Genomic DNA, 16,191 nt, shown 5'->3' with positions numbered 1-16,191 from the left:
GGGAGGCAAATATGCCTCTCTTTTATTTTTTATCTAAGGAGTATTAATTATATGATCGATAAATATACTAAACCATTAGGAAAACCAGATATTTATCTGTGTAAGCCAAACAAAACTAGAACGACAATTGCTAACCTACCAGAAGCCTACAAAGTAAAAAGAACTGTCAGCAGAGGCAATATAAACGAACTTGAATTCACTCTTCCTCTTTTCGTTCAAGGAGATTCCATTGCAGATAGAGTTAAAAACAAACATTTAGATATACTTAGAGAACGATACATTATTAGATTTGAACACGGAGACGAAAAGGAATACTACATAGTCGATAAGAAATCAAAAGTAATGGATGATTCGGATTATGTAGTTATAAATTGTTATGGGCTAGGACTGCAACTTAACAATCACTCAGTAAAAGATTACAGCGTCGTGTCCTACACGCTCTCTCAAATTGCTCGCGATCTGCTAAAGAATACAGGTTGGACACTGGGCTACGTGGATGCTCAATTTGATCTGAAATATAGAACATTCGACCACAGCGGCGGTATTCTCGAAGGCATGAATCGTATAGCAGAACAATTTGTTGCTTTAATTGTTTGGGATACAGCCAATCGAACCATTAACTTCTATGATCCTGACAATTACGGTGTAAACAAAGGTTTCGTCACCAAGATGGGGAAACTGATGAAAAGCGTTCAGTATGAGCTTAATCTCGATGAGATGTGTACACGCCTAAAGCTCTTTGGTAAAGATGGAATGTCGATTCAAGCAGTTAATCCAACGGGCTCTAATTACATTGAAGACTATTCTTACTTTATGTATCCGTTCGAACAAGACGCTCAAGGCAACGTCGTTAAACATAGTTATTACATGGAGGACGATCTATGTATTGCGCTTAAGCGATACAGGGCACTAATAGAAGAAAAATCCACTACATTTAATGCTCTCCTATCTCAAGTTAACGGGCTGTATGCAACGCTCGGCACCAAAAACAACGAACTAAGTACATTTAAGAATGAACTGATCATCATTGAAGACAACTTGGCTACGTATAATGCCACTCAAAAGAATGATCCTCCTATTCCTAATACATCTTTTATTAATCAAAAGAATAGCAAACAGGCGCAAATTTCTGCGAAAGAATCAGAGATTACATCGCTAAAAACCCAAATTGCTAATATTGAATTATCCATCAACGAATTTAGTAAGCTTTTAGCAATTGAAAGTAATCTTACCGCCGATCAGTTAGAAGTGCTTAATACAAACTTCATCTTCATAAAAGAATTTAGCGATGAGAACTTTACTAAACCCGAAGATTTACTTGAAGAAGGTAAAAAACAATTCGATAAAATCAGAGAGCCTAAAATTATTACTCAGCTATCTATCGTTAATTTTTATGAAATTATGACGGAGCAGCACAACGTAGGAAGGCTATCTTGTGGCGATATTGTCACGATTGAACACGAAGAACTTGGAATTAACGTAAAGGCGCACGTCTCCGATATTGTATTTGACTACGAAGCTTCCTCTATTGATATTACTGTTTCTAACGCTCAGGATTTGTTAACTGACGAAGAGCGATTTCTTAAAGATCATATGAAGAGCGTCGGCGCTTCTAACACGCTAAGTACTAGTGCTCTTAAATGGAATCAAGCTAAGGCTACCACCGATGAGGTTTCACAACTCCTTAATACTACTTGGAATGCTGTGCAACGAAATATCAATGCTGGTGTAAATGAGGATGTCGAGATAAGCAGACGGGGAATTATCATCAAAGACCCAGGTGATCCGCTTAAAATGATTATCTTCCAACATTCCCAATTGGCGCTAACAAATGATGGCGGCAATACGTGGCAAACAGCAGTAACGAGTGAAGGTATTTTTGCGCAGCGCTTGGTCGGAAAGATCTTATTAGGCAATAAACTAGTTATTAGTGACGATGACGGAAGTTTCACTATCGAAGGTGACCTTCTCACTGTTAGAGATGCTACAGGCAAGATTCGTGTCCAGCTCGGACAGTATGAATCAGGCAAATACGGATTGAAGATTGTAAGTAAAAAGGGGAATGTTGTTCTTGATGAGAACGGGATTCTACAAACTGACACTATTCAACTCGCAGATAACGTTGACTCGACTCACCCATTGAAGTTGAAGTTCTATATCTCTCCTAACGTTCTTCGTATCGACGAGGTTCAGCTTAATTTCTCCGCCGAAGCGTTTAGAGCGTATAGTAAGGGCGCTGCGAGTACTATGATTAATTTGAACACAACAGCATACGAAAAAATCAATTTAACGACGACTAAAAACGGTGGTGGAAGGAGAACAACCGCTGAAGATAGTGATGCTAATTTAGAAGGAACTACCCTGACAGACAGCTATTATACTACTGGTACTGGACATAACCATGGATGGGCTTCAGGGCTTCAATTTAAAGATGTAAACGGCGTTACTAGAACCTGGTCATCTTCTGGAGGTCATCAGCATAGAGTTTCGCTTATTCCTCATTCACATGAAATTGTTTTACCAGAACATAATCATGCTATTGAAATGCCGGAACATTCTCATCGGATTGAGATGCCTTCGCATTCCCACGATATTGAATATGGTATCTATGAAGGTGCGTATGCTTCCAATATCAGAATCATAATTGATGGCGCGCAAAGAGGATCGCAATATTATGGAACTAACAATGTCGATGTTACGCCGTGGATTACGACCCCTGGCTGGCACACAATCGAACTAACATCCAATGGTTTAGGTAGAATCAATGCAAGTTTGTATATGCGAACCTTTTTAGGCGCTTAGTTCATTGAATTTTCCAAATGCCATATTTTCTAGGATCTTGGCTATGGTTAGCATATGGAGCAATTGTATTTACAACAAAATCTCTTGTCGAAGCATAATGAACAAATCCGGTCGCAGTTTCTCCAGGTAGTAGAGATTGTGATCTCCAATCGACTCCGTTAATAGTCATATATATACTAGTTCCCACTGCATTTAATTCTTCAGTAGCCACGTCGTAACTAGTTTCAAATAAAAATCGGGGAACTATTTTAGCTAAAGGCGCTGAAGAGTTATTAGAAACAGTATAATATACGCTTATACCTTTGCCTAAAACAACACCATCTACCTCTGATTCTTCTTTCGTATACTCGACCTTATCAATAGAACGACTTATCCCGCCTGTAACAACTTTCTCCCCTTGGTTGACCATTGGTACGCCTTCCGTTTTTGGTGCTACAGGGCTTACGTTCGTCCCACCAGACGTACTCGTCCCTGCTCCACTACTCGCATCTTCTTTCCCCGTTACAAAAATACTATTCTTCGCCTTATCAAATTTCACGCTAGCACCTAACGCCCTTCCGATATCACCAACTGGCAGGTAATTTTGATTATTGTAGTTGATCGGTTTTGCAGCTACAGCTTTACCATCTACAGTTACTTTAACGTCTCCTTGAAGCTTGGCGGTAATTGTACTAACCGTAGCCGCCAGCGTTGGAGCGGTGGTTGTTATAGCAACTCCCAATACTACGCCTGAAAGTATGTATCCTATTTTGCCTTTGTTTTTCATTATTGCTATCCCCTTTAATGGTAAGTGGCTTTCTAAGCCGATCATACCAAATTCGGCTAACATTTTCCATTTCAAAATCAAAAATTAGCATGTTTAGGCTTCTTGATGAAACTCACATTTTATCGATAGAAACCATAAACAGCTCTAAGGATATTTTTGTCCTTAGAGCTGTATTTTCGTTTTTCTCTTATTCTAAGCATTCCCTTTACTATTCTTACTCTTATTTTTTCCATTTAAATATCGTTGTCTTCGCTTCTTTTCCATCATATACAAGATTTACGAACTCTTCTTGGTTTATTAAAACGGATTGAATATCCCCTCCTACTGTTTCTTCTTCCTTCGATACTTGAGTTATTAGCTTTAAAAAGTGGTTCAGTATAACGTCTGGATTGGTTTCATTAATCTGAATTGGATTTTCCATTATGTTTAACACGGAGACACCACTACCAATGGCATAAGGCTGTTGAATGTTTACAGGATAAATTGCTACGTTATCTTTTTCGAAAGAGTAATGTTTTATGAACTTTTTGCCTTTATCGCTGATGCCAAACAATAGAACATGCATACCCATAACATGCTTATTATTGTGTTCATTAAATTTTTCAACTGAAAATTTGAAATAATCCATACAAATTTTTTCGATTTCTTCAAAACTAATTTCAGTTCGACTTCTGCATATGCTTTGTACAGCTGACACACAGGCATCACTCAATTGACCCAATCCAGCAACTGCAATTCCGATACGATTATGCAAAATTTTAATCTTGAATTCTTCTTTACTTCCTTCTAATCTCTTGTTGTTTTCATCATAAATCGTTCTCAACGTATCAGCTGCAACAATAACACCTTCATCATAACTCATTGCCAATACTAAAGTCATAAATAACCTCTTTTCTTTGATAAGTAAATCACTATAATGAATTTTAAGAAATTTTCATTTATTTGGAACCTTTTCGAACATAGAAGAATCAGCTTTAACATACTAAGGTGAGTACTTTCATGTTGTAAAAATTAGCGTCATTTATCTGTTGAATCTTCAAGATCAATAGGTGTCTCTGTATCAATTCTAAAAAGAAATTTTGTATATTCATCCGCTATCACATTAGAAAGATTTTGCAATATCTCAGATGAAAAGTATTCTCCTTCATATCCTTTAAAAACTTTATTCATTGCTTCGCTTATCAGTTTGTTCTGTGCCTCTTTCGTTGCTTTATCTTGATATATTCTTAAAAGTTTATTAATTTCCTTACCCATCTTATTTATTTGAATTTCTGAGTAAGCAAGCTTATCTCTGAATATATTGCTATTAAAAGGCTGAATTTCAAATTCGTAAAATGCCTCACTTTGTTTAACATTCAACGGTTGCTTGATGCCATACCCAAAATCGACCCCCTCGTATCTATTGTGAATAATGGATGAAAAACTAATACTTCCAAATATTACAACATGCCCGAAAATGATTCCTTGCTGACTCGAGCCTGATATAAAGATATAGTTTGATAAATCATCTTTGGGGATCTCAATAGGAATTGGATTTATAAAATCATACCCTGTTTCTATATTACTCTTAGTCGCATTGTATCTAAGATATTGTTTGATATCACTCCAATCGAGTTCTGGCAAACTAATCAAAGACTCTCTATCTAGATAATGCACAAAGTTATATAACATCTTAGCAACTGCTTTTGTATTCTCTTCTCCTCCTAAACTAAAATCAAATTCAATAGGAGTATTTGCATACGACCTCTTTAATTTAGCTTGTTCAATAATCAGTTCAGCTTTTTCTCCATATTGCTTTTTAATATGTCTTAATTGCTCTTTGCCCTTTTCAAGGTTAGGAGAAGAGATATGAAACTTTACCTTCCCTTCTTCATCTTTAATAATTTCTCTTCTGGATTTTTGATAAGCTATTTTTCCGCCTGGCTCTAAGATGATTTCTTCGTTACCAAGCTTCAAACGCTTTATAGTAGGTGGCAACTTGCCGCGATCATTTTTTACATTTAGTAAATTTCTAAATACTTCGAATTGTTCAACAAACTTCTTATCAATGTCTCCCGACTCTTTTCTTGAGAAATAGTTATTACAGTCTTTACATATAATTTTATCAGATTGTAAGCTTGAGCCTAATGCAGCATGAATGATATGTTCGCTAGATCGTTTTAAGATTTCAGCGTCGCAATATATACATTGGTACATAAATAACCACCTACTAATTATTTTTATATTCTCTAGATAAGCTATGTTACTTAAGTAGTTTAAGACGTGTTCATGTGGAACGTTGTTTATTGCTAGTTTAACTACACTAAATCTTAATATTCTTTTTCAAAGGCTCTAATTATATCAATACATTCTATTCCACTTATAGACTAAATACTCTACTTCGTCTCATTGAACTGTTACATCCAAAGATTCAAAAGCGATCTAAATAGCACGTTAAGAACTTTAGCTTAGGAATCTATTATGGCGCTTGCGTTGATTTCTTTCAAAATTATTAGAAATCCGTTACTCTTCTTTACGTATATACTCATAACTGATTATGTCTAAAATACTAAAACTTACTCTCAACTTTCTTTCTTCAGCAATCTCATTCATTGCATTTAAAATTTTATCAAGTGTTTCAAAATTCGCCTGTTTAGCACGGTTTCCTGTAAGTTCGGTAACAGTATTGGGACGTAAGCCAGCTCTCAAAGCCAATTGACGCATCGATACTCCCAAACGTTCAAGAGATTCTTCTAACACAATCTTAATCATATACTCAAAACCCCTTTAAAATTCTCTTGATTGTAACTACTTATAGATATATAATATAACTATAAGTAGTTACAATTACTTCTCTGTCATTTCTCATCTTACATGCTACTTAGCAAATTGAAAACAAAAATTGGAGGTAATCACTTATGTCTGTTACTTACTCTTCTAATGAATCGGTTATGGACTTTTTCGAATTCCGTCCCACTGCTTGTATTTTAGTTGGAATGATCAAGTACTATTGCCAAACAACCGAGCAACATAAAGAAGCAATAGACCGCATCATGAAAAAGCTTTTGAAATCTCGCATACAACCTAGTTTCGCTGCAATCGAAGTCTTTCATGAAATTAGATTGGAACGACTCTCTAAACAAAATATTAATGAAAAGGCTTGGTTAAAATTGTTTAAAGCTTCTCCGACCGAAGCTCTAGAAGAAATGTTCCAAGAACCGATTAACCTAGGTAAATATAGACGGTTCTTGGAGCGTGGTGGCGATGCAATTAAGTTATTTAAGATACATAGCGAGGCGAAGGAAGAGAAGTTTATGTCGGCTATAAACAAATTGAACTAAGGGGGAGAAAAATTGAAAATAATAGCCACTAAAATCTTGCGTGGGATTACCATCATCGTACTTGGCACGCTTTGTATATTGCTTGCTTATTTAAAAGGAAAATACCTTTGGTAAAGGTTGTAGAGAAATAAAAGACCCTTAATGGGTCTTTTTATTTTTAAAATTGTTACTAGCAAGAAGAACTTACGAATGATTTAAACGATAATAGAAATAAGTATTACTATATCCTTTTTCAAAGGGATTATTTTAGCCTTACGATTCTTTCATACACTCTCCTACCTCAGTCACAGAAGTAATGTGGATTTCTTCACTAGTGATCGAATGAGTAACATTACAGCCATCTCTTAAGATGATTCTATTTTTATCCTCAGAAATCCTTATCCCTTGAATCGACTGGGCTCCATTTACCTTATACTCAACCCTTACATAATCTAAATCGTAGTTAGCCAAACTCTTACCGAAGTAACCTGTGACGTAAAACGTGTGAGTTACCATAACTATAATTCCTATAATAATAACTAGTAGACCCAATCCACTTAGAAATATATATATAAGTGAATGTTTTTTCTGAGAGCCTAACCGATTTGCAGCAAACCACATTGCTCCTAGTATTATTAATCCCCATACTTCAAATACAAGAGAATACGTTACCTGTTTATTTAAATATTCATAACTTAGGACAGTTGTTTCGTGATTCAAAGATCCTTGATTAAAGAGAGCACGTAAAACTAATTCGACCGGACTAACATCTTTGGAAGAGTAAAACATAATATAAGGAATCAGGCCCACTATTTGAAGAATCAGAAACCCAACGCCCGCAATTATGATCAAAGCAACTATTAGAAATAACGCCTTAAATCCTTTTGTTAGAGGATCAGAAGTTTTTTCAGATATTCTTCTGAATAAGATTATAAAAAATAGTAAGGTTAAAAAAGGTAGTGATATAACTCCTAAAATGCTAAAAAACAAGAAAGAGTACTTATAAACTAAGCTATCCGGAAAATCTATTGGATTTTGAAAAGCACTTATAAAAGATAAAGCTTCATTTTTGGATCGGCTTTGCAAAACTATAAATCCAGCTGTGTAAACAACTCGATCTATTACATAGCCAATAATCAGGGTAACAATTAATTTAAGATACCAGGGAACTTTCAAATACCAAATCAGTACTTTGGGAAAAGGAATATATTTTTGATTGACCTCTATGAAATTAATAAGTTTTTGAATAAACAAGTTATACATCTCAAGTGGATTCAATAGTTCCTCCTTAATCTGAAAGCACCCTGTAAGGTGCTTTTTATTTTACTTTTGGAATTTAAAAGACTGATTTTAAAAGTTATCTAATGAAAAATAAACAAAGTCAGCTTGGTTTCTATCATCATAAATCAAAAGCTGAACCACATACTCTTCACCTGGGGCTAAAGCTTTCTTTTGCTTTGGAGCATCTTCCAAAGAGACTTCACTCGGGACCGTAGAATTGAATTTCCCGTAAGTATCTAAGTGATTTACTGCCATATAACGCAACTTTGAAATATCAAGCGTTGTGTTCCCTTCATTTTTATAGTAAATCAGGAACTGCCGATACATTTTGTAGGCCATCTCTTGTTATACAGAAACCCCGACTGTCAAGTTCTTGATGTACTTGGACGGTTGGGTTGCAAATGTAATTCCGTCTTTTACAATGTTCGTAGTAGTAACGACAGTCGGCTTAGGACTCTCTTCACCATGTTCTTTTTTAGTCGAAACTGCAATGGTGTTGGTCGTCTTATTCCAAACAACCACTGCCCCACTTTGCTCAGATACGAACCGCAGCGGAACCATAAGGTTGTTTTGAATAGAAATTACAGGCATACCCATATTAACGGCCTTCTCTCCAACACCAGCCATTGGACTTCCAAACTTCAGTTGAATCTTTTTCTCACCTTATAATAGCCGTAATGACATTTGTTGCCCCATTATAAGAAATGGTATATCCCAATTTTTCAAAGATTGGACGGAATTGAACGAGAGTCACGCCTTCCCGTACAACTGGGTCTACCTCAAAACTTATAGTAGTTCCATCGAATGTAACCTTCGTTTGAGTAGCCGCCAGCGAAGTAGCAGATGTCATAGAGCCAGCAACAATACCTACAGCCATAACGGTCGTTAAGATTTTCTTTTTCAATTATTTCTCTCCCTCTTTTACTTTCTAAGTCTCTTAATCATACCTAGGAAAGCATAGATATCAAAAACATTTTTTACTTACAAAGAGATTATTTCAAGCATTTTCACTAGACACTTTACTTCTTTTGCTGACCACTTTATAATTAAAAGTATCAGATTTACAAGATAGTGGTTCGTCCACTTTTGAACGTGTAAAACCTAACGATACTCTACTTTCTCTATTTTCATTCTTGACAGGGTAGGGGTCATGGGTTCGATCCCCATCCGTCCTATACTTGAAAAACCCTTGGATATCCAAGGGTTTTTCTTTTTTATATACACTTTTATAAACTTTGAAATATTCCATCCTAGCGGATTGCGGCCAAGCCAGCACCCTCTATCCATTCTGCCCAAAAAAGCCAAACATAAAAAAAGCGAAGCGTCGCCCATACAGGCAGCGCTCCGCTTCTTTATGTTCTACGACCCGCTTCTTCACGGCATCGCTGACCTGCTCGAATCCACTATTGCAGCAGTTCCTCGATCATCCCGTCATATCGAAGAGGCGTGAACAGAAGGAAGTACCCGATAACCAATACCGCTAGAATCAATAAAAGCGTACTGAGGCGGTGATCGCAGCGAAATTTTTTGCCCCAGATTCGAATAGCGATCCACAGCATCAGATTCGGGAGCAAGTTCCCCAAGTAAATACCCGTGATTTCCAACGCCCCATAAGAATGCGGACTTCCCGTAAGCACCATGAACTCAAAAAATCCGCTCGTTATATACAGGGGAGAAAACAGGATATTCAAAAACAAGTAAGAAAAAAAGGTTCGCAGCATCCAGGTATTCACTCCATCCGATCCAGGTAAAGATAGAAATTATAGAACGCATGGGCGTTCAACCTATATGTATTCTCCAGTACTTGATTGCTATCTTAGCACAAAATAACCTGACCATAAGCTTCAGATTTATCTGTTTTCCGAATATTATCCACGTTGGAAAATGTTCAGCCAATCCTCGTGCTTTCCGTAAAATGGCTGTCTTTCGTACAGAACTCGGTAAATAATCCGCAGCCCACTATCTTGATCGCCGGGTGAAAAACGCCAAAAACCGCTCCATTGACGGAGCGGTCGGGGTGCCAAGCAGCCTTTCGGCTGCTTCAATACTTAAACATGCTTTTATACACGTTATTGCGGTCTACTTTTTGAATATAAATCTCCGCATCGACTTCAGGGTCGAGCGGAGTATGCAGCACGATGCCTACCTCATACCATTCTTCTGCCACATTTAGCGTGATGAATTCATCTTCTGTCGGAATCCGGTCAAAGGTCAGAGACTGCCTCTTCCATTCATCCCATACCGCTGCGCGAGAGTGCACAAAAACATTTGCGATAGTGTCCGCCTCCTTGCTGCTGCCAAAGTTACAGGACTTCTTCCCCGGCCTCTTCATCCGTCGGAATTTCGTAGAACCAGAAATACTTGATCGTCGCCGTGTTGATGGTGTTGCCGTCGATTTCGACCCATGGATTCGAGGTGATCTCGCCGTCCAGACGTTCGAACTCTTCCTCGGTAATCCCCAGTTCCAGCACTTCTCCGTCCGTAAAATGAATCGCGATCACTGTCGTTTCTTCCATCGCACACGCCTCCTGTTCGTTCGATTACTTACCCCTACACCTTACCCCTTTAGGTACCCGCTCGGCAACTTTTGCACATTGTGCTTTTATTCGCAGCCGACGCCGTCGCCGTCCCGATCCAGTTTGCGCGAATAACCCAGATCGCCCGCGTACACGGGAGCAGCTCCGGCCGCCCTGGCGACCGTACAGTTTTTGAAATAGACAGTGTTTCCATCGGAAGAAATGGGCGGATCGGAGGAATCGGAAGAACCGCCGTCATAGGAATCCCAGTCGCTGATCTCGCAGCCGATTCCGTCGCTGTCCCGATCGAGCCAACCGGCGTAACCCGCCTCTCCTTCATACACGGGTGCGGCTCCCGCCGCTTCGGCGGCTGCGCAGTTTTCGTAATACACGCCGCCGGTCTCTTCTTGCACATACGCCGACTCGGCAGAAGGCGCGTACCCGGTCACCATTTTGCTGCTGATCCAGCCGTCCAGACCCGAAGGCGTCCGCACGTAATACCAGGTTCTGCCGTCCGACGGATCGTAAGACTGGCCATTCAACCCTTCCAACACCGAATCTCCGGCCGCCTGGCCGATTGTGGGGGCGTCGATCGAAGGAGACTGCCGGATATTGGCTTCACGGGTCGCGTAATAGCGGACCGTGGAAACCGAAGCCTCCGCTGCCGAGTTTGCTTCGTCGTCGGATATCGGCTCCGCCGCAAAATAACGGCCGTCCGACCGGACCACGACCGCACTGCTGATCCAACCGATCTCTCCGGCATCATTTTGAACGTTATACCAAATCCTGGAGTCGCGCGGATCCTCTACTTTCTTGTGCAAATATTCCAGATCCCGTCCTTCTTTCCCAATTTGGATCGACTCGGAATGATAATCGGGAGCTTTGCGGATATTCGCGTCGCCGCCGTCGATTCTCCAATAGGAGACTTCGCTTTCGGCGATCGTCTCTTCCACCGGGCGGCTGGCCTGCGTGTCTTCCTGTTCAAGCGGCTGATCCGTTTCCTCGAAATTTCCCTGCTTGTCCGATAGGTCTTGGGAATCTTCGACAGCCGCCGATTTCTCCAGTATGCCCCCCGCAGGATCCGTTTCCTCCTCTTCCTGCGGCATGGTTACGGCCGATTCGATGTCGGTCCGCAGCGGCGGGATGTAGACTTCTTTCTCTCTGCCCTGTTCTCCGCAAGCGCCAAGCATAAGCAAAATAAACAATACTGCCCCATAAAAAACGCTGCGTTTCGATAGTCGTTTAATGATCTTCCGCCCCTTTTTTCTTTTTATGCTGCAAGCTTTCTTTTATTATATCGGAACCCGCCCAAAAAATGGATAAAGTTTGGGGGATGCTTGCGGCTTCTGTTAAACTGGAATCATATTCGAGTCTTAAGGAGGATTTCCATGGAACTGAACCAACTAACGCGCCAGGGTGAAGAAATTCGTGAAAAGGTGGCTGCCGCCGAAGACTTTCGGAGCATCACGCTCTGGCTGTCCAGCGCTGCCGTCTATCTGGAGGCCCGGCACAAGAATTCGAAAGAAACGGCTTCTTTTATTGCGGAAAAAGACAAATTCAAACATCTCGTCATGGACAAAAACGAGTATTCGCTCCATCTGTTCGATTCGCTGTACGGCACGCTCAAAGCGATCGAAATGTTCGAAGACATGCAGTCCAGCGAACGCAGCCGATCGAGTCAGGGCGCACGGAACTGGAACGACTTTTAAGCGAAAAAGGAGGACATCCCCGATGACCGAATCGCAGCAGTCGCATCGCCGGGCGCTCGAGCGCGCGGAACTTTCGATCACGGACAAAAGAACAGCCGTCGCCGAAGATCCCTGGAGGCTGCGCTACCATATCGCGGCGCCCGCCTACTGGATCAACGATCCGAACGGCTTTTGCTTTTTCCGCGGCGAATACCATCTGTTCTACCAGCATCATCCGTTCTCTCCCGAGTGGGGGCCGATGTACTGGGGCCATGTCAAAAGCTCCGACCTGGCGCACTGGCAGCCGCTTCCGATCGCGCTTGCGCCTTCCGAAGACTACGATGCGGACGGCTGCTTCTCCGGCAGTGCTATCGAAAAAGACGGCCGGCTGTGGCTGATGTACACGGGCAACCGCTGGACCGGCCCGGACCGCGATGCCGATCTGCTTCAGGTGCAGGCGCTGGCCGTCAGCGACGACGGTACGAACTTTGAAAAATTGACGGGCAATCCCGTAATTGCGGAAGCGCCGAACGGCGATATTCATGCTTTTCATTTCCGCGATCCCAAAGTGTGGGAACATGAAGGCGTTTACTACTGCGTGCTCGGTTCGCGTACGCAGCAGCATCTCGGCCAAGTACTTCTCTACCGTTCGAACAATCTCACGGACTGGTCGTTCGTCGGGGTTATGGCCGGCGGCCGGGAACCGGCGGACAAATTGGGCTATATGTGGGAATGCCCGGACCTGTTCCCGCTTGGCGGCTTCGATGTGCTGGCGTTCTCGCCGCAAGGCGTCGCTCCGGACGGGGAACTGTACCGTAATCTGCATCAGGCGGGTTACGTGTTGGGGCGACTGGATTACAGGACAGGGCTGCTGGAACACGGTGAATTCCAAACACTCGATTACGGTTTCGACTTCTACGCGCCGCAGACGACGCTCGACGATCGCGGCCGGCGCATTCTGATCGCCTGGATGGCGATGTGGGAAAGCGAAATGCCGGAGCAGGCACGCGGCTGGGCGGGCGCGATGACGCTGCCGCGTGTGCTGACGCTCGAACACGGGCGGATTGCAAGCCGGCCGGCGCCGGAGCTCGAGTCGCTGCGCGGCGAAGAAGTGCGATACGCCGATGAGCGAATCGGAGGCGATGCACCGCAGGCCGGAGACAAAACGGGCACGGAGGGAATAAATGAGGCAGGAACCGTGACCGATACGGTGGAACCCGATAGTCTGCCCGGTGCAGCAGCCGGAGCCGAGCAAGCGGGCGGTCTGCGGTCCGATGGGTCAAGCGCAGCTGCGGCTGCGGGCGCAGCCGAACAAGCGGGCGGTCTGCTGCGCGGTCGCGGGTTCCCCGGCGTCTTCGGCGAGTGTGTCGAGCTGGAGGTGGAATTCGAGGCAGGCACGGCGCCTCGGTTCGGTCTCGCGCTGCGGACCGGCGCAGTCCGCGGCGAGGAAACGGTGCTGGCGTACGACCGGATCGGGGAACGGTTGATCCTCGATCGGGAGCGCTCCGGCGCCGGGCCCGGCGGCGTACGCCGGGCGCCTCTTGCGCTGCAGGAGGAACGCCTGCGGCTGCGGATCTTCGTCGACCGGTCTTCGGTCGAGGTGTTTGCCGGGGACGGCGAGCTGACGATGACGGCCCGCATTTATCCGGATGCCGGATCGACAGGCATCTCTTTCTTCGCCGAAGGCGGCGAAACGAAGATTGTTTCGCTGCGATGCTGGCCGCTGGACCGCTAGGAGGCCGCCTTCGATCACGGCAGAAACCGGATTTATCCCGGCCTAACGTGATCCTCCTCGCTATTGTTGAAGCTTACAAAAATCATGCTGGAATCATCTCCCAGGAAGGTGGCGATGATTCGATCAATCCCAATCTTCTGTACCAGGTTCTCAAAAAAATCCAGTGGGAAAAAGATCCGACGGCAATAAGCCTGGGGATCGACCAGAAAAAGTTTGCGGAAGCTCTTCGAGAAGCCGACCGTGCAGGCTGCGCATCCAACCTCTCTTTTCTTCAGACCAGCGGAGGCGAAGCGATTCCATTCGCCGATTGAGACCGGCGGGCAGAGCCTTCATCCGGAACGACGAACACGGCGTGCGGTGATCGATCCATCCAAAATCCAGGGAGCACGACTCCCTGGATTTTTACTGTTTAGGGGTTCTCCAAGCCGGATATTTCCTATTTGCTCCCCGCCGCCGTAAATATTCAAAAGAACCGTTTTTGAAAATGACGCAGTCCTATTGCCCGGTCCGAATAAGATTCATCCATTTGCTCAAGCGCCCTGATTTCTACAAAAAAAGAATGAACCCTTCGGTCGCTTCGCCGCTTACCGACCGGCATTCGGTCAAGTTCAGCCGTGGTTTCGGACATCGTTTCCGAAAACCACGGTTTCCTTGCCGCCACCTAATCGCGTATTACCGACGCCGCAGATCATCGCCCTACGGCATTTACGCTGGACATGTACCTGTAATATTTGTATGATGTTCCCATATTTGAGTCGCTTACAGCGAATCGGACGCACTTGAGCATGACCGCCGCAGATCGGCGGTCATGCTCGGAACCGGCTTATCCCATGGAAGTGCTGCACGTGTTAATGTTTCAAACGAAAACCCAGTCGCCGTTCTACTCCCAATCATTCATGGTCGGCGGCGCAGGCACGCCGGTTCCGGCAGGGACGACGGTACGGTAAATCTTACGGGTTCTCCTTTACGATGCACCACCTTCGATCCTGACGGCGGCTTCGGCAATTTCTCTGCAGTTCGCGAAGGTCAGCGGCGCAAATACGGCCTGGCTGGTCGACGAGACCGGCGACGAATTGGCAGGCGCGGTTATGCTGCGCGCCCAGCGGTTCGCGCTGGCCGCTTCGCTGATCGGCATTCTCTGCAGTGTCCTGCTGTCGCAGCTCTCGCCCAACCTGCCGTTTCTGGTTGGCGGCCTCATCTATCTGCTGCTCGGCCTGCTGCTGACGAGCCTGATGCGCGAGACGGGCTTCGTCCGTCCGCTGCGCGATATGGCCGGCACCTGGACAGCCGGCGTGAAGGTCGTACGCCGCAGCCCGCTGCTGTTGGGGCTGGTCGCCGTTACGCTGCTGTCGGGTGCGGCATCCGAAGGCTACGACCGTCTCTGGCCGACGCTGCTCCTCAGCGGCGGCGGAACCGGCCTGCCGGATACCGGTTGGCCCCCGGCCATCTGGTTCGGCTTGATCGAAGCATCGATCACGCTGCTGGGGCTGGCCGGCGTCCGGCTGGCGGAGCGCCGGGTAGACATGCGCAGCCGGCGCGCGGTATCGACCGCGCTGCTGCTGGCGATGGCGCTGCGCGTCGCGGCCGTGATCGGCCTGGCGCTTGCGCCAAGCTTCGGTTGGGCATTCGCGGCGCTTCTGCTGGCCGGAACAGCCTCGGCGGTGTTCTCGCCGCTGTACTCGGCCTGGCTGAACAGCCAGTTGGAGAGCCGGACCCGGGCCACGGTGCTGTCGATGGTCAGCCAGGCCGACGCGCTCGGCCAGACGGCCGGCGGTCCGTTCGTCGGCTGGATCGGCAGCCGCTTCTCGATCCGGGCTGCTCTGCTGGCTGCCGGCGTTCTGCTGCTGCCGGTGCTCGGGCTGTTCGCCCGAATGCGAAGCATCCAACCTCGGGATGGAGCAGTCCCGGAAGAAAATATGGAATATACTTCCAATCGACTGGCATCTGCGGATCGGAAGCCGGCGGCGGACTCCACGATTTCCAATCCGGACAGCGATTGATCAGGAAGCCCCCCGTACCCGAATACAAATCGGCCTCCTCCTCGCGCGGAGGCTTTTTCGCCGCGTCCGCCGCCCGCTTCCTTTTTGGACAAAGCAAAAAAGCC

Annotated in this window: 17 protein-coding genes; 7 read left to right on the top strand and 10 right to left on the bottom strand. The window is 44.8% G+C overall.

Annotated elements, in window-relative coordinates:
* The first annotated feature begins 51 nt into the window (after positions 1-51).
* Entirely contained in the window at positions 52-2,802 is a 2,751-nt protein-coding gene (locus tag HOP44_RS01570; protein ID WP_172249928.1) for a phage tail spike protein, read from the top strand.
* A gap of 1 nt (position 2,803) precedes the next feature.
* Here the strand turns inward: HOP44_RS01570 and HOP44_RS01565 are convergent, their stop codons facing one another.
* The 4 genes from HOP44_RS01565 to HOP44_RS01550 form a co-directional block, all read right to left on the bottom strand.
* A complete protein-coding gene (locus tag HOP44_RS01565) occupies positions 2,804-3,568 on the bottom strand; it encodes a stalk domain-containing protein (protein WP_172249926.1) in 765 nt (254 codons plus the stop codon).
* Positions 3,569-3,788: 220 nt separating this feature from the next.
* Positions 3,789-4,448 carry an Ntn hydrolase family protein gene (locus tag HOP44_RS01560; RefSeq protein WP_172249924.1) on the bottom strand — a complete coding sequence of 220 codons (660 nt, stop codon included), beginning with the start codon at positions 4,446-4,448 and terminating at the stop codon, positions 3,789-3,791.
* Positions 4,449-4,585: 137 nt separating this feature from the next.
* Positions 4,586-5,764, bottom strand: coding sequence for an HNH endonuclease (locus HOP44_RS01555; RefSeq protein ID WP_172249922.1), 1,179 nt, complete (start codon positions 5,762-5,764; stop codon positions 4,586-4,588).
* Between the two features lie 306 nt (positions 5,765-6,070).
* A complete protein-coding gene (locus HOP44_RS01550; RefSeq protein WP_172249920.1) occupies positions 6,071-6,319 on the bottom strand; it encodes a helix-turn-helix domain-containing protein in 249 nt (82 codons plus the stop codon).
* Between the two features lie 146 nt (positions 6,320-6,465).
* Between HOP44_RS01550 and HOP44_RS01545 the strand changes: the two genes are divergently transcribed.
* Positions 6,466-6,888, top strand: coding sequence for a hypothetical protein (locus tag HOP44_RS01545; RefSeq protein WP_172249918.1), 423 nt, complete (start codon positions 6,466-6,468; stop codon positions 6,886-6,888).
* Between the two features lie 252 nt (positions 6,889-7,140).
* Here the strand turns inward: HOP44_RS01545 and HOP44_RS01540 are convergent, their stop codons facing one another.
* The 4 genes from HOP44_RS01540 to HOP44_RS01525 all read right to left on the bottom strand — a co-directional run bounded on the left by HOP44_RS01540 (position 7,141) and on the right by HOP44_RS01525 (position 9,052).
* Positions 7,141-8,145 carry a hypothetical protein gene (locus HOP44_RS01540; protein ID WP_172249916.1) on the bottom strand — a complete coding sequence of 335 codons (1,005 nt, stop codon included), beginning with the start codon at positions 8,143-8,145 and terminating at the stop codon, positions 7,141-7,143.
* Positions 8,146-8,217: 72 nt separating this feature from the next.
* Positions 8,218-8,475, bottom strand: a complete 258-nt coding sequence (locus HOP44_RS01535) for a hypothetical protein (protein WP_172249914.1) — start codon at positions 8,473-8,475, stop codon at positions 8,218-8,220.
* An 18-nt stretch (positions 8,476-8,493) separates the two neighbouring features.
* On the bottom strand, positions 8,494-8,775 hold the full coding sequence (locus HOP44_RS01530) for a stalk domain-containing protein (protein ID WP_172249912.1): 282 nt from the start codon (positions 8,773-8,775) through the stop codon (positions 8,494-8,496).
* A 31-nt stretch (positions 8,776-8,806) separates the two neighbouring features.
* Complete coding sequence (locus HOP44_RS01525; RefSeq protein ID WP_172249910.1) at positions 8,807-9,052, bottom strand: stalk domain-containing protein; 246 nt, start codon at positions 9,050-9,052, stop codon at positions 8,807-8,809.
* 246 nt (positions 9,053-9,298) lie between these two features.
* Between HOP44_RS01525 and HOP44_RS01520 the strand changes: the two genes are divergently transcribed.
* Positions 9,299-9,598 carry a hypothetical protein gene (locus tag HOP44_RS01520; RefSeq protein WP_172249908.1) on the top strand — a complete coding sequence of 100 codons (300 nt, stop codon included), beginning with the start codon at positions 9,299-9,301 and terminating at the stop codon, positions 9,596-9,598.
* Between the two features lie 853 nt (positions 9,599-10,451).
* Here HOP44_RS01520 and HOP44_RS01515 read toward each other — a convergent pair.
* Together HOP44_RS01515 and HOP44_RS01510 are read right to left on the bottom strand one after the other, a co-directional pair.
* Positions 10,452-10,664, bottom strand: a complete 213-nt coding sequence (locus HOP44_RS01515; RefSeq protein ID WP_172194212.1) for a hypothetical protein — start codon at positions 10,662-10,664, stop codon at positions 10,452-10,454.
* An 86-nt stretch (positions 10,665-10,750) separates the two neighbouring features.
* The gene (locus HOP44_RS01510; protein WP_172249906.1) at positions 10,751-11,869 is read right to left on the bottom strand and encodes an excalibur calcium-binding domain-containing protein; all 1,119 of its coding nucleotides are present in this window, start codon (positions 11,867-11,869) and stop codon (positions 10,751-10,753) included.
* 183 nt (positions 11,870-12,052) lie between these two features.
* Between HOP44_RS01510 and HOP44_RS01505 the strand changes: the two genes are divergently transcribed.
* The 4 genes from HOP44_RS01505 to HOP44_RS01490 all read left to right on the top strand — a co-directional run bounded on the left by HOP44_RS01505 (position 12,053) and on the right by HOP44_RS01490 (position 16,087).
* A complete protein-coding gene (locus HOP44_RS01505; RefSeq protein WP_172249904.1) occupies positions 12,053-12,373 on the top strand; it encodes a hypothetical protein in 321 nt (106 codons plus the stop codon).
* Between the two features lie 22 nt (positions 12,374-12,395).
* A complete protein-coding gene (locus HOP44_RS01500) occupies positions 12,396-14,087 on the top strand; it encodes a glycoside hydrolase family 32 protein (protein WP_172249902.1) in 1,692 nt (563 codons plus the stop codon).
* Entirely contained in the window at positions 14,066-14,398 is a 333-nt protein-coding gene (locus HOP44_RS01495; RefSeq protein ID WP_172249900.1) for a hypothetical protein, read from the top strand. The genes HOP44_RS01500 and HOP44_RS01495 overlap by 22 nt, the downstream gene beginning before the upstream one ends.
* Positions 14,399-15,160: 762 nt before the next feature.
* The gene (locus HOP44_RS01490) at positions 15,161-16,087 is read left to right on the top strand and encodes an MFS transporter (RefSeq protein WP_172249898.1); all 927 of its coding nucleotides are present in this window, start codon (positions 15,161-15,163) and stop codon (positions 16,085-16,087) included.
* The last annotated feature ends 104 nt before the right edge of the window (positions 16,088-16,191 follow it).

Source organism: Saccharibacillus deserti (genome assembly GCF_013618475.1).
Taxonomy (GTDB): Bacteria; Bacillota; Bacilli; order Paenibacillales; family Paenibacillaceae; genus Saccharibacillus; species Saccharibacillus deserti.
The sequence above is the reverse complement of the archived record's forward strand: the minus strand, read 5'-3'. Positions and strand labels throughout refer to the sequence as shown.

Excerpts from the sequence above, each read along its gene's own strand:
- HOP44_RS01570 (WP_172249928.1), top strand. The coding sequence starts at position 52 with ATGATCGATAAATATACTAAACCATTAGGAAAACCAGATATTTATCTG.
- HOP44_RS01515 (WP_172194212.1), bottom strand. The coding sequence starts at position 10,664 with ATGGAAGAAACGACAGTGATCGCGATTCATTTTACGGACGGAGAAGTG.
- HOP44_RS01545 (WP_172249918.1), top strand. The coding sequence starts at position 6,466 with ATGTCTGTTACTTACTCTTCTAATGAATCGGTTATGGACTTTTTCGAA.
- HOP44_RS01535 (WP_172249914.1), bottom strand. The coding sequence starts at position 8,475 with ATGTATCGGCAGTTCCTGATTTACTATAAAAATGAAGGGAACACAACG.
- HOP44_RS01550 (WP_172249920.1), bottom strand. The coding sequence starts at position 6,319 with ATGATTAAGATTGTGTTAGAAGAATCTCTTGAACGTTTGGGAGTATCG.
- HOP44_RS01565 (WP_172249926.1), bottom strand. The coding sequence starts at position 3,568 with ATGAAAAACAAAGGCAAAATAGGATACATACTTTCAGGCGTAGTATTG.
- HOP44_RS01530 (WP_172249912.1), bottom strand. The coding sequence starts at position 8,775 with ATGGCTGGTGTTGGAGAGAAGGCCGTTAATATGGGTATGCCTGTAATT.
- HOP44_RS01505 (WP_172249904.1), top strand. The coding sequence starts at position 12,053 with ATGGAACTGAACCAACTAACGCGCCAGGGTGAAGAAATTCGTGAAAAG.
- HOP44_RS01520 (WP_172249908.1), top strand. The coding sequence starts at position 9,299 with ATGGGTTCGATCCCCATCCGTCCTATACTTGAAAAACCCTTGGATATC.
- HOP44_RS01560 (WP_172249924.1), bottom strand. The coding sequence starts at position 4,448 with ATGACTTTAGTATTGGCAATGAGTTATGATGAAGGTGTTATTGTTGCA.
- HOP44_RS01555 (WP_172249922.1), bottom strand. The coding sequence starts at position 5,764 with ATGTACCAATGTATATATTGCGACGCTGAAATCTTAAAACGATCTAGC.
- HOP44_RS01495 (WP_172249900.1), top strand. The coding sequence starts at position 14,066 with ATGCTGGCCGCTGGACCGCTAGGAGGCCGCCTTCGATCACGGCAGAAA.
- HOP44_RS01500 (WP_172249902.1), top strand. The coding sequence starts at position 12,396 with ATGACCGAATCGCAGCAGTCGCATCGCCGGGCGCTCGAGCGCGCGGAA.